This is a genomic window from Arthrobacter pascens, from assembly GCF_030816475.1.
Classification (GTDB): domain Bacteria; phylum Actinomycetota; class Actinomycetes; order Actinomycetales; family Micrococcaceae; genus Arthrobacter; species Arthrobacter pascens_B.
Genome location: NZ_JAUSXF010000001.1, coordinates 1,172,508 through 1,185,740 on the forward strand (window position 1 = coordinate 1,172,508; position 13,233 = coordinate 1,185,740).

The following is a 13,233-nucleotide window of genomic DNA, read 5'->3' on the forward strand; positions in this document are numbered from 1 at the left end:
CACTACGACTTCCTGCTACGCGCCCCTACTTTGTTTGCCGATCACGGTTTGGCAACGGAGTACCAGTATTTGGACATTGTGCGGCTAGGCTGATCGTATATGTATGCCACGTCACAGATAAATCTGCGGCTGGCCCCCGGGGAAGCAAAAGATTTCCCTGGAATATCTCCCACAACTCATAGGAGGCGGAATGCGTTTTAGGCGCAATTCCAAAGCACTGGGCATCGTGGCTATCGCCGCCCTCGCCCTGTCCGGCTGCGGCGGTGGCGGCGGCACTGGCGGCGCCAGCCAGTCCGGCGGCGATCCCAACAAGATCATCACGGCGTACAACAATGAGCCCCAGCACCCCCTGCTGCCGGCCAACACCAACGAGGCGTATGGCAGCCACGTCGTCGAACTACTTTTCGAAGGCCTCCGTACCTACGATCCCAATGGCAAGCCGGTCAATGCCCTTGCTGATTCCATTGACTCAAGTGATGGCCAAAACTGGACCATCAAGGTCAAGAAGGGTTCGAAGTTCACCAACGGCGAAGAAGTCACGGCAAAAACATTCGTTGATTCCTGGAACTTCGCGGCGAATTCCAAAAACCTCCAAACCAATGGTTTCTTCTTCGAATCCATCGCCGGGTACGACGATGTTTCGGCGGTCACTACCGAGAAGTCGGCCGATGGCAAGGTGACCACTACGCCTGCTCCCAAGGCCGACACCATGTCAGGCCTGACGGCTACTGACGATTCGACGATCTCTGTCAAGCTGTCGCAGCCCGAGGCTGACTGGTCCCTGCGCCTGGGCTACGCGGCCTACTTCCCGCTTCCGTCGGCCGCGCTTGCTGATCCCAAGACCTATGGGGAAAACCCTGTCGGCAACGGCCCGTACAAGTTCGCCAAGACCGGTGCCTGGGTTCACGATCAGTCCATCTCGCTCGTGAAGAACCCGGACTACAGCGGTCCCCGCGAGGCAAAGAACGGTGGCGTGACCTTCAAGTTCTACACCGATCCAGGTCCCGCCTACACCGACCTGCAGTCCGACAACCTGGACGTCACGGATGTCCTGCCGTCCAACGCGTTGAAGACCTACGTCACGGATTTCCCGGACCGCAACGCTGCCAAGCCTGTTGCCACGGACGCCACGCTGAACATTCCCCCATACAACCCGAACTTCCAGGGTGAGGCCGGCAAGCTTCGGCGCCAGGCCCTCTCCTACGCCATCAACCGCGAAGAAATCACCAAGGTTGTTTTCAACGGCACACGCAAGCCTGCGAAGGCTTTCGCGCCGCCAGTCATCGAGGGCTTCAACGACAACATTCCGGGCAGCGAAGTCCTGAAGTTTGATCCCGCCAAGGCCAAAGACCTCTGGGCCCAGGCCGAGAAGATCAAGCCGTACGACGGTTCCAAGCCGCTCCAGATTGCTTCCAACACTGATGGTGGCCACAAGGAGTGGATCGACGCCGTCGCCAACGGCTTCAAGAACAACCTGGGGATCCAGGCTGAAATCCAGCCCTTCGCCAAGTTCGCGGAAGTTCTGAACCTGCGTAAGTCGCAGTCCCTTCCCGGGCTGACCCGGGCCGGATGGCAGGCAGACTACCCGTCGCTGTACAACTTCCTCGGCCCTGTCTGGGCGACCGGCGCATCCTCGAACTATGAGAAGTACTCCAACCCTGAGTTCGACAAGCTCCTCAAGGAAGGGCTGGCGGCCAAGTCCACCGCGGACGCGAACGACAAGTTCAATAAGGCACAGGAGATCCTTTTCAAGGACCTTCCGGGCCTGCCGCTCTGGGACTACACAGTGCCGATTGTGTGGAGCAACAACGTGGTGAAGGCCGAAACCGGCTGGAACGGCGCCATTCTCTACTACAACATCACGGCTAAGTAATCCCCGGGATCTAACTTACCGTCAGGATGGGGGTCCGGTTTCTTGCCCGGGCCCCCATTCGCTTGTACGGTCGGAAGGCACATATGAAACCCCTCTCTTCCTGCCCTGAAGGCCGGTGATCCGGTGGTCCGCTATATCCTGCGTCGACTTCTCCAGGTGATCCCCGTCTTCCTCGGCACCACACTTTTGGTCTACTACATGGTGTTCGCCCTTCCGGGTGACCCCATTGCGGCTCTCTTCGGGGACCGCCAGCCGCCACAGTCGGTAATCGACACACTGCGCAGCCAGTACCACCTGGATCAGCCCTTCTGGGTCCAGTACGGGATTTTCCTGCAGAACCTCTTCACCTTCAATCTGGGCAACGACTTCACTGGCCAGCCTATTGCGGCGACCTTGGCGCGGGTCTTTCCGGTGACCGCGATGCTCGCCGTGGAGGCCCTCATTATCCAGGCTGTCTTCGGGGTGGCCTTCGGCGTCTTTGCCGGGCTCCGCCGCGGCAGCTGGTTTGACTCCACCGTCCTGGTTGCGTCCCTAGTGGTCATTGCGGTGCCCACGTTTGTTCTTGGCTTCGTTTTCCAGCTGGTGTTCGGGGTCCAGCTGGGATGGGCGAAGCCGACTGTGGGGGCGAATGCAGACTGGGGCAACTTGCTCCTGCCGGCAGTCGTCCTGGGCCTGGTGTCCTTCGCATATGTGCTCCGCCTGACGCGTGCATCAGTGAGCGAGAGCATGAATGCCGACTACGTTCGCACTGCAACGGCGAAGGGTCTTTCGCGGCCCCGCGTCGTGCTGGCCCACATCCTGCGCAACTCCCTGATCCCGGTCGTGACGTACCTGGGGGCAAACCTCGGCGGTCTCATGGGCGGAGCCATTGTCACCGAAGGCATCTTCAATGTTCCGGGCGTAGGAAACAAGCTGTACCAAGCTGTCCTGCGAAGTGAGGGCCCCACGATCGTTTCGATCGTCAGTGTCCTGGTGCTGGTGTTTGTGGTGGCCAACCTTCTTGTCGATCTCCTGTACGCGTGGCTGGACCCGAGGATTCGTTATGACCAGTAATAACAGCCATTTCGTGGCTCCCATTGAAGAAACCCCGCTGCTTGCGACGGACACGCTGAAGACCGACCAAGCACCCCTGAGCCTGTGGGCAGATGCCTGGCGGAAGCTACGCAGGCGTCCCCTGTTCATCATTTCGGCGCTGCTGATTCTGGCGCTGACTGTTGTGGCGTTGTTTCCGGACTTGCTGTCCACGGTGCCGCCGAACGAGGGCTGCGAACTTGCCAATTCGGAGGGCGGCCCCTCGGCCGGTCATCCTTTCGGGTTCACTTTCCAGGGCTGCGATATCTATTCGAGGGTCATACACGGGACCCGGGCTTCACTTTCCGTAGGCGTCCTGGCTGTTCTCTGCGTCCTGATCGTCGGCGTGACGTTCGGCGCCCTCGCAGGCTTCTACGGCGGCTGGCTGGACATTGTCCTTGCCCGGCTAGGTGACATCTTCTTCGCCTTGCCCCTGATCCTGGGCGCGCTTGTTATCACGCAGTTGCCGGTCTTCCGTCAGAACAAGAGCGTGTGGACTGTCGTATTCGTCATCGCGGTGCTGGCGTGGCCGCAGATGGCGCGCATCACCAGGGGTGCAGTGATAGAAGTGCGCAACGCGGACTTCGTCACCGCTGCCCGTGCCTTGGGCGTCTCACGGTTCCGGGCCCTGGTCCGGCATGTCCTGCCCAACGCCCTGGCACCAGTCATCGTGCTCGCAACGCTGGAACTGGGTGTCTTTATCGTGGCCGAAGCCACACTGTCCTTCCTCGGCATTGGCCTACCTGAAGGCATCATGTCGTGGGGCCACGACATCGCCGCGGCGCAGTCATCAATCCGCACCAAGCCGGAGATTCTTCTCTATCCGGCGGCGGCGTTGTCCATCACTGTCCTCAGTTTCATCATGCTGGGCGATGCAGTGCGTGATGCCCTCGATCCGAAGAGCCGTCAGCGATGAAAGAAAAAGCAATGACAACCCGAGAAATCCGGATCGATGAGGCCGGGACTGCCGGCGTAAGGCCGCTGCTGGAAATCCGCGACCTCGCCATCACGTTCAAGACGGGCTCCGGCGAGGTCCAGGCGGTCCGCAACGCCCATCTCACCATCATGCCCGGCGAAACCGTAGCGATCGTTGGAGAGTCCGGGTCAGGTAAGTCAACCACTGCCTTGGCGGCCATTGGACTCCTGCCCAACAACGGCAAAGTGTCCGGCGGCCAGATTTTCCTTGACGGGGAGGACATCGCGCACGCATCCGAACGCCGCATGATTGAACTCCGCGGCAACACGATCGGCATGGTTCCCCAGGACCCCATGTCCAACCTGAACCCTGTCTGGAAAATCGGCTACCAGGTCCGCGAGACGCTGCGGGCCAATGGGAAGCCAAGCGGCCCGGCCGACGTCGCCAAAGTGCTGTCAGAGGCTGGGCTGCCCGATGCCCACCGTCGCGCCAACCAATATCCGCACGAGTTTTCCGGCGGGATGCGCCAGCGTGCCCTTATTGCCATCGGTCTGTCCTGTCAGCCCCGGTTGCTGATTGCGGACGAACCGACGTCGGCGCTGGACGTCACGGTGCAGCGCCAGATCCTGGATCATCTGGAGACGATGACCTCGGATCTGGGGACGTCCGTGCTGCTGATTACCCATGATTTAGGTCTCGCGGCAGAGCGTGCTGACAAGGTAGTTGTCATGTACCGCGGACAGGTCGTGGAAGCCGGGCCCTCGCTCGAGCTGCTGCAGGACCCCCAGCACCCATACACCAGGCGTCTCGTCGAATCTGCGCCTTCGTTGGCCAGCAGGCGGATCCAGGCCGCGAAGGAACAGGGAGTGGAGGCCGCTGACCTGCTGGCCCCGGCCGCGGAAGCTCCGGCGAGTGATCACATCCTGCAAATCCGCGACCTGCGCAAGGTCTACAAACTGCGGCAGGGCCTGGGCAAATCCACTGACTTCGCTGCAGTGGACGGGGTGAGTTTCAGTGTCAAGAGGGGAACCACGACGGCGATTGTGGGAGAGTCCGGTTCGGGCAAATCCACCGTAGCGAAAATGGTGCTGCAGCTGGAAAAGCCAACGGACGGACAGATCCTGTTCGACGGCGTTGATACGTCCCTGCTGAACGGTGCGGAGCTGTTCAAGTTCCGCCGGAGGGTGCAGCCGATCTTCCAGGACCCCTACGGTTCCCTTGATCCGATGTACAACATCTACCGGACCATTGAGGAGCCTCTGCGGGTTCATAAGATCGGCAACACAGCCAGTCGTGAGAAGAAGGTCCGCGAACTCCTGGACCAGGTGGCGCTGCCGCAGTCCACCATGCAGAGATATCCGAACGAGCTCTCCGGCGGGCAGCGGCAACGTATCGCCATTGCGCGCGCGCTGGCCCTCGACCCGGAAGTGATCATCTGCGACGAGGCTGTCTCCGCCCTGGATGTCCTGGTGCAGGCGCAGGTGCTTAATCTCCTGGCTGACCTGCAGTCCAACCTGGGTCTCACCTACCTCTTCATCACCCACGACCTCGCAGTGGTCCGGCAGATAGCCGACCATGTGTGCGTGATGGAAAAGGGCCAGCTGGTGGAGACAGGCTCCACCGATGATGTCTTCGATACTCCGCAGCAGGAATACACGAAGGCACTGCTGAACGCGATCCCGGGAGCCCGACTGATGCTTCCACCGGAAGTCGCCTGACAGCTGGACCAGCACCACACACAGCAGATGGATCCGGTGCCCGGAAAGGGCCCCGGATCCATCCTGCTTAATCGGCCTGTTTCCTGGTTAAGGAGCGGCTTCGGCTTCCAGGTGCAATGCCCTCAGCCTGCCTTCGAGCAACACCCCGAGGGACTTACGGCCGGCAGCATTCATATGCACGGCGTCGGCCAGGTTCTTGGCGAGATCGTACTTGGTCAGCCAGTCGCCGACCCCTATGAAAGGCAATCCATGCCTTGCTGCGACCGTCCCGAGAAGCGCGTCCACCTGGCTGCGGCGGCCACCTCCGTAGTTGGTTCCCCGGGCCAGGGTGCCGATCATTGCCATCGGGGTGTCCGGGTAGCGCTGCCGGAGGGCGGCGATCAGGCGATCGGCATTGGCAACGATTTGTGCGTCGGTGGCACCTTGGCCCGCATCGTTGCCGCCGCCCTGGATGACGATCAGCGGGGGAGTTCCATACGGAAGCTTCCAGTCACCCCGCAGCAGGGCCTCGATGTAGTTCCCGGTCTTGCCGTTGCCCGCCACGAAGCCTGTCCCGCCAAGGCCGCAAAAGTGGACCTTGTAACCGACTGCCTCCAGGCCAAGGCGCGGCCAGCCGTCGTACGGTTCGGACTGGGAGTCACCAATTAGCAGTGCTGTGTGCCCGATGTCCGGCACTACCACCTCGTCCCGGCCGTTTTCCAGGTTGCGCACGTAGGAGCCGGCCGGAAGTGTGGCCGGGTCGGCACCGCCCGCCTCGGACTGCCCGGGTTCCTGCTCCGCAGCCTGGGCAGGGGAGGCAGCAGGGCGTTCTGGGGACTGACCGCAGCCGCTCAGGAGGACGCCGACGGCGATTCCACATGCAACAAAGCGCGTCAGAGCCGAGGCTTTTCGCATCAGTGGTTCTCCGGGCTTGCTTGGGTTATCACAGCCATGATGAGCTATCAAGTCAAGAAAATCCAGTGATCCTTCTCACGGTGTCAACGCGGCCGTCCGGACGCCCTGGTCATGGGGTTCCTGGCTGGTCAATGAATTTTAGGCCAATAAATGGCTCAGCGGCTAGAATAGGGGAGGTGCCCTGTGCAAAGGGACTAATCCGTCGTGCGTTCCAGTTGGAAATGTCGCGATACAACAGCTGACTTCACCACTGAATCGAGCCATTACGCATGTCTGAAACCACCACCAACACCGCGGTAGCCACTGCATCGCGCAGTGACCTGCGCAACGTCGCGATCGTGGCCCACGTTGACCACGGCAAGACCACCCTGGTCGACGCCATGCTCAAGCAGACCAACTCCTTTGCCGAGCACAACCACCTTGAGGACCGGGTGATGGACTCGGGTGATCTGGAGCGCGAAAAGGGCATCACCATCCTGGCCAAGAACACCACCGTGGCCTACAACGGACCGTCCTCCAAGGGCGAGACGATCACCATCAACGTCATCGACACCCCCGGCCACGCCGACTTCGGTGGCGAGGTGGAGCGCGGTCTGTCCATGGTGGACGGCGTTGTGCTGCTGGTTGATGCTTCCGAAGGCCCGCTGCCCCAGACGCGCTTCGTGCTGCGCAAGGCCCTGGCCGCGCACCTGCCCGTCATCCTGCTGGTCAACAAGACCGACCGCCCCGACGCCCGCATCGAGGAAGTCGTCCACGAGTCGATGGACCTCCTCCTGGGCCTCGCCTCGGACCTCGCGGACGAGGTCCCGGACCTGGACCTGGACAAGATCCTCAACGTCCCGGTTGTTTACGCAGCCGCCAAGGTTGGCCGCGCCTCCCTCGAGCAGCCGGCCGACGGAACCGCGCCGGAGAACGAGGACCTGGAGCCACTGTTCCAGACCATCATCGAGCACATCCCCGCTCCCACGTACAACCCGAACGGTGTCCTCCAGGCCCACGTCACCAACCTGGACGCCTCCCCGTTCCTGGGCCGCCTCGCGCTGCTGCGCATCTACAACGGCACCTTGCGCAAGGGCCAGACGGTCGCTTGGGCACGTGCGAACGGTGAACTCAAGAACGTCAAGATCACAGAACTCCTGGCCACCAAGGCACTGGACCGCGTTCCGGCCGAGTCTGCCGGCCCGGGCGAGATTGTCGCCGTCGCCGGCATCGAGGAAATCACCATTGGTGAGACCCTGACCGACGCCGACAACCCGCAGCCGCTGCCGCTTATCACCGTGGACGATCCTGCGATCTCCATGACCATCGGTATCAACACCTCGCCGCTGGCCGGCAAGGTCAAGGGCGCCAAGGTCACGGCCCGCCAGGTGAAAGACCGCCTGGACAAGGAACTGATCGGTAACGTCTCCATCAAGGTCCTGCCCACCGAGCGTCCCGACGCCTGGGAAGTACAGGGCCGTGGCGAGCTGGCGCTGGCCATCCTTGTTGAGCAGATGCGCCGTGAAGGCTTCGAGCTGACCGTGGGCAAGCCGCAGGTTGTTACCAGGACCATTGACGGCAAGATCCACGAGCCGATGGAGCACATGACCATCGACGTGCCGGAAGAGTACCTCGGCGCTGTCACGCAGCTGATGGCCGCCCGCAAGGGCCGCATGACGAACATGGCAAACCACGGTACCGGCTGGTGCCGCATGGAGTTCATCGTTCCGGCCCGTGGCCTGATCGGTTTCCGCACGAAGTTCCTGACCGACACCCGCGGCGCCGGCATCGCAGCCTCCATCTCCGAAGGCTACGAGCCTTGGGCCGGTCCGATCGAGTACCGCACCAACGGTTCCATGATCGCTGACCGCGCCGGTGTTGTGACGCCGTTCGCCATGATCAACCTGCAGGAGCGCGGTTCCTTCTTCGTGAAGCCCACCTCCGAGGTTTACGAGGGCATGATCGTCGGCGAGAACTCCCGCGCTGATGACATGGACGTCAACATCACCAAGGAAAAGAAGCTCACCAACATGCGTGCAGCCTCCTCGGACACCTTCGAGAACCTGACGCCGCCGCGCGACCTCACCCTCGAAGAATCCCTCGAATTCGCCCGTGAGGACGAGTGCGTTGAGGTGACCCCTGAGTCGATCCGTATCCGCAAGCTCATCCTGGACACCAACGAACGTGCCAAGGCCAACCGCGCACGCGCCAAGGTCTAGTTTTCAGCAGGAAAGCCGGGACGGCTGGCGGGAATCCCCGCCGTCGTTCCGGCTTTTTCGTTCCCCAAGGGCGGGGCTGCGCCTTCACCCTCGTCATGGATGCGCAGAGACGGTCCGTGCGCGCTGAGCCCCGCCGTCAGCGCGCGCGCGGACACTTTTCCACATGGCTTCTGTTGGCCGGTGCGCCCGGAATCCGGGGAAAGGCACCATCGAGTCATGCGAAAAGTTACCGACGTGCTGACCGATCTGGGTGGCGTTGCCGGCACCAGTTCCCTCAGGCAGGCGGGTGTATCCCGACGGTTGATTGAAGCTGGTCTATCGGACGCCTCCATTCACAGAGTGGCCCGGGGCGTTTATGCGCTGCCCGATGCCGAGCCCTTGGCTGTCCACGCCGGCCGCCATTACGCCGTGCCTGGTTGTGTCACGGCGGCCTTCGCGGCGGGGCTTTGGGTGGTGAAAAGGCCGGACCAGCCGCATCTTGCCGCCAGTCATGGCAGGCCAATCACGGGTTGTGTGGTGCATCGAAGCCACCTACCGCTGACCCATCTGGACATCGTGTGCCAATCGCTGCGCTGCCTGCCGCGGCTCGAGGGCCTGACCATTGCAGAATCCGCAGTCAAACAGGGCCTGGTTCAACTTTCGGATCTGCGTGGCCGCTTTCCAGCTGCAAGGGAAAAGGCATTGCTGGTGCTGGTGGCAAGGATCCGGCCACAATCCGGTTCCATCATTGAGACCATGGCCCGATACTTGCTGGAAGAGGCCGGACTAACGGTCGAGCTGCAGGTCAGCGTTCCAGGAATGGGACACCTGGACCTCCTCGTTGACGGCTTGCTTGGCATTGAGACGGACGGCTACGCCCACCACAGCAGCCGGCAAGCGTACAGGGAGGACAGGCGGCGGTGGAACATCACGGTCGTCCGTGGTCTTCCCACGCTCCGCGTGACTTTCGAAATGCTCCTCAACGAGCCCATGGAGTTTGTGAAGATGGTGCACCTGGCCCTTGGCACGTACCGGACTGCACATTGAAGTCCAGTCTCGATCCGCATGGGCAGCCCCTGCGCGGTGACGACGGCGCTCAGCGCGCGGGCCGGCGACGTTCAGGCGCAGGCGGCACTTCCTTCGCGGCAACTACCAGCTCCAGGGGAATGACGACGTCGGCCTGCCACGTTCGGACCGTGCAGCCGCCGTCGTCGCTGTACAGCAGGTAGCCCAGGGCGTCAGTGAGCCCGCCCTCGATCCTGTACCGAACCACGACCCTGGTTCCGGGTGCGGCGGCTGCCAGGAAACTGCGGGGCGTAGGCTGGGCGGGACTCACCAGTTCATACTATGGGGCCGGCTAGGTTCGCAGTGACGGGCTGGGAGATAATAGGCTCAGAATTCAACAGTCCGGAGGAAGTGCCGGATGCAATCGCCGGCGGGCCGCCGGCACCAACGTGGAGAGGCAAGGGACGTGACGTACGTAATCGCGCAGCCGTGTGTGGATGTCAAGGACAAGGCATGTATTGAGGAGTGCCCCGTCGACTGCATCTACGAGGGTGAGCGTTCTCTGTACATCCATCCGGACGAGTGCGTCGACTGCGGTGCCTGCGAACCTGTATGCCCGGTCGAGGCCATCTACTACGAGGATGACACCCCTGACGAGTGGGCCGACTACTACAAGGCGAACGTCGAATTCTTCGACGATCTCGGTTCCCCCGGCGGTGCCGCGAAAATCGGCAACACGGGTAAGGACCACCCGATGATTGCCGCCCTGCCGCCGCAGAACCAAGACCACTGAACCCGGCGTGACCGCAGCCGTGAACAGCTTTGGCCTTAGCCTGCCTGACTACCCGTGGGAGGCCATGGCACCGTATGTGGCCAGGGCTTCGGAACATCCGGGCGGGGCTGTGAATCTGTCCATCGGCACGCCCGTGGACCCTACCCCCGGCTTGATCCAGGACGCGCTGCGGACAGCCGCCAACGCTCCGGGATACCCCACTGTCCATGGCACCGTCCCGCTGCGTGAAGCCATAGCGGGCTGGTTCGAGCGCCGGCGCGGTGTTCCGGGCCTGGATCCGAAGAACGTCATGCCCACCGTGGGTTCGAAGGAACTGGTGGCCTGGCTTCCCCTGCTGCTGGGGCTTAAGCCCGGAGACGTCGTCGTCCGTCCCAAAGTCGCCTACCCCACCTATGACATCGGCGCCACCTTCGCTGGCGTGACGTCTGTTGCCACCGACCACCTCGACGAACTCGACGAAGCCACCCGCTCGCGGGTCCGCCTGGTCTGGGTGAACTCGCCCGGGAACCCCACGGGCAGCGTCCGGGACGCCGAGTCCCTGCGGGCACTTGTGGCGCAGGCACGCGAACTGGGCGCCGTGGTCGCATCCGATGAGTGCTACGCCGAGCTCGGCTGGGGCGCGTGGGATGTCCAGCGCGGCGGCGAGCCTGTCCCCAGCATCCTCGATCCCCGTGTCGCCGGCGGCTCCCATGAGGGCCTTTTGGCCGTGTATTCGCTGAGCAAGCAGTCCAACCTGGCGGGCTACCGGGCAGCTTTCGTTGCCGGCGATCCGGTCATCATGGCCAACCTGGTCAACAGCCGCAAGCACGCGGGCATGATCGTGCCGTTCCCGGTGCAGGAGGCAATGCGCGTCGCCCTCGGCGACGACGTCCATGTGCAGGCGCAGAAGGACCTGTACCGGGGCCGCAGGGAACGTCTTGTGCCGGCCCTGAACCGCTTCGGACTGGAAATCAAGGAGTCCGACGCCGGGCTCTACCTCTGGTCCACCGCGGGCGAGGGTACCTGGGAGACTGTGGGACGGCTGGCCGACCACGGCATAGTGGTGGGACCGGGAGTCTTCTATGGCGAGGCAGGCAACGGATTCGTTCGGGTGGCGTTGACGGGCACTGACGAACGGATTGACGCCGCAGTCTCGCGGCTGACCGCCGCCTCGTAACAGCCGGGCCGTAACAATGGTGTGACTCGCGCCACAAAGGGAGCATTTTAGGCCACTTTCGAACGTCCCCGATTAGTGGCACCCGCTCAGGGGCGGTACTTTTTAAGTGACTATCAATGGTGGCTTTCTACAAGAAGGCAGCCCGGGTGTTGGAACCCTGTGCCGAACAGGGTCAGTGCGCGGCTCACCGGATGTTGGATCAAGCTTTCGACAGAGGCCCAGACGCCTCATGAAGGGGACTCCATGACTGAGACCAACAGCGCAACCCTGCTTCACGCAGGAGGGGAGCTCAAGCTCCCGCGCATCCAGGTTGTTGAAGGGAACGAAGGCTACGACGTTTCCAAGCTGCTGAAGCAGACGGGCGCAGTCACGTTTGACCCCGGCTTCATGAACACCGCAGCAACCACCTCGGCGATCACCTACATCGACGGCGATGCGGGCATCCTGCGTTACCGCGGATACCCCATCGAGCAGCTGGCTCAGCACTCCAGCTTCCTGGAGGTTTCGTACCTGCTGATCTACGGCAACCTGCCCAGCGCTACGGAGCTGGAAGAGTTCGACCAGAAGATCCGTCACCACACCCTCCTGCACGAAGAGCTCAAGGGTTTCTTCGGCGGCTTCCCGCGCGACGCCCACCCGATGCCTGTCCTGTCGTCGGCCGTGTCCGCGCTGTCCACGTTCTACCAGGACTCGCTGGACCCGTTCAACGCAGAGCAGGTGGAAGTCTCCACTATCCGCCTGATGGCTAAGCTGCCCGTCATCGCTGCCTATGCGCACAAGAAGTCCATCGGCCAGCCCATGCTGTACCCGGACAACTCGCATAACCTGGTGGAGAACTTCCTCCGGCTCAGCTTCGGCCTCCCGGCGGAGCAGTTCGAGATGGACCCGGTGGTCGCCAAGGCCCTGGACCTTCTGCTCATCCTGCACGCGGACCACGAACAGAACTGCTCCACTTCCACGGTGCGCTTGGTCGGCTCCTCAAATGCCAACCTGTTCGCATCGGTTTCCGCAGGCATCAACGCGCTCTTCGGTCCCGCGCACGGCGGTGCCAACGAGGCCGTACTCAAGATGCTCCGCCAGATCCAGGCAGACGGCACCAAGCCGGAAGACTACATGGAGAAGGTCAAGAACAAGGAAGACGGCGTGCGCCTTATGGGCTTTGGGCACCGCGTCTACAAGAACTACGATCCTCGGGCCAAGATCGTCAAGGCGACGGCGCACGAGATCCTCACCAAGCTCGGCGGCAACGACGAGCTCCTGGACATCGCCCTGCGCCTCGAAGAGAAGGCCCTGAATGACGACTACTTCATCCAGCGCAAGCTCTACCCGAATGTGGACTTCTACACGGGCCTGATCTACAAGGCCATGGGTTTCCCGGAAAAGATGTTCACCGTGCTGTTCGCGATCGGCCGGCTGCCCGGCTGGATCGCGCAGTGGCGTGAAATGATCTCCGACCCCAACACCAAGATCGGCCGTCCGCGCCAGCTCTACATCGGTGAGCCGGAGCGCAACTACCCCGCCCGCTAGTCCCCACCGGCTCCCATTCCTACGACCTCGGCCGCCCACCTTCACGAGGTGGGCGGCCGACGTCGTTAATTACAGGGCGAAGCAAACGCGGGGTCACTTAACG

The 13,233-nt window shown here is 62.4% G+C and carries 11 protein-coding genes; 9 read left to right on the forward strand and 2 right to left on the reverse strand.

Annotated elements, in window-relative coordinates; translation table 11 throughout:
- The first annotated feature begins 190 nt into the window (after positions 1–190).
- The 4 genes from QFZ40_RS05485 to QFZ40_RS05500 all read left to right on the forward strand — a co-directional run bounded on the left by QFZ40_RS05485 (position 191) and on the right by QFZ40_RS05500 (position 5,578).
- Positions 191–1,873: a peptide ABC transporter substrate-binding protein gene (locus tag QFZ40_RS05485; RefSeq protein WP_306903281.1), complete on the forward strand. Its 1,683-nt coding sequence runs from the start codon at positions 191–193 to the stop codon at positions 1,871–1,873.
- Positions 1,874–1,996: 123 nt separating this feature from the next.
- Positions 1,997–2,926: an ABC transporter permease gene (locus QFZ40_RS05490; protein ID WP_306903282.1), complete on the forward strand. Its 930-nt coding sequence runs from the start codon at positions 1,997–1,999 to the stop codon at positions 2,924–2,926.
- Entirely contained in the window at positions 2,916–3,860 is a 945-nt protein-coding gene (locus QFZ40_RS05495; protein WP_306903283.1) for an ABC transporter permease, read from the forward strand. The genes QFZ40_RS05490 and QFZ40_RS05495 overlap by 11 nt, the downstream gene beginning before the upstream one ends.
- A gap of 11 nt (positions 3,861–3,871) precedes the next feature.
- Positions 3,872–5,578, forward strand: coding sequence for a dipeptide ABC transporter ATP-binding protein (locus QFZ40_RS05500; protein ID WP_306903284.1), 1,707 nt, complete (start codon positions 3,872–3,874; stop codon positions 5,576–5,578).
- Between the two features lie 87 nt (positions 5,579–5,665).
- On the opposite strand, the gene QFZ40_RS05505 is transcribed toward QFZ40_RS05500, so the two are convergent.
- Positions 5,666–6,472, reverse strand: coding sequence for a GDSL-type esterase/lipase family protein (locus tag QFZ40_RS05505; RefSeq protein ID WP_306903285.1), 807 nt, complete (start codon positions 6,470–6,472; stop codon positions 5,666–5,668).
- A gap of 269 nt (positions 6,473–6,741) precedes the next feature.
- Between QFZ40_RS05505 and typA the strand changes: the two genes are divergently transcribed.
- Together typA and QFZ40_RS05515 are read left to right on the forward strand one after the other, a co-directional pair.
- Positions 6,742–8,670: a translational GTPase TypA gene (gene typA / locus QFZ40_RS05510; RefSeq protein WP_306903286.1), complete on the forward strand. Its 1,929-nt coding sequence runs from the start codon at positions 6,742–6,744 to the stop codon at positions 8,668–8,670.
- Between the two features lie 216 nt (positions 8,671–8,886).
- A complete protein-coding gene (locus tag QFZ40_RS05515; RefSeq protein WP_306903288.1) occupies positions 8,887–9,696 on the forward strand; it encodes a hypothetical protein in 810 nt (269 codons plus the stop codon).
- A gap of 49 nt (positions 9,697–9,745) precedes the next feature.
- Here QFZ40_RS05515 and QFZ40_RS05520 read toward each other — a convergent pair whose 3' ends face one another.
- Positions 9,746–9,985: a putative acetyltransferase gene (locus QFZ40_RS05520; protein ID WP_306903289.1), complete on the reverse strand. Its 240-nt coding sequence runs from the start codon at positions 9,983–9,985 to the stop codon at positions 9,746–9,748.
- A 135-nt stretch (positions 9,986–10,120) separates the two neighbouring features.
- Here QFZ40_RS05520 and fdxA point away from each other — a divergent pair, with 135 nt between their 5' ends.
- The 3 genes from fdxA to QFZ40_RS05535 all read left to right on the forward strand — a co-directional run bounded on the left by fdxA (position 10,121) and on the right by QFZ40_RS05535 (position 13,130).
- Positions 10,121–10,447: a ferredoxin gene (gene fdxA / locus QFZ40_RS05525; protein ID WP_009356972.1), complete on the forward strand. Its 327-nt coding sequence runs from the start codon at positions 10,121–10,123 to the stop codon at positions 10,445–10,447.
- 7 nt (positions 10,448–10,454) lie between these two features.
- A complete protein-coding gene (dapC, locus tag QFZ40_RS05530) occupies positions 10,455–11,603 on the forward strand; it encodes a succinyldiaminopimelate transaminase (RefSeq protein ID WP_306903290.1) in 1,149 nt (382 codons plus the stop codon).
- Between the two features lie 243 nt (positions 11,604–11,846).
- Positions 11,847–13,130: a citrate synthase gene (locus QFZ40_RS05535; protein WP_306903291.1), complete on the forward strand. Its 1,284-nt coding sequence runs from the start codon at positions 11,847–11,849 to the stop codon at positions 13,128–13,130.
- Positions 13,131–13,233: the final 103 nt, after the last annotated feature.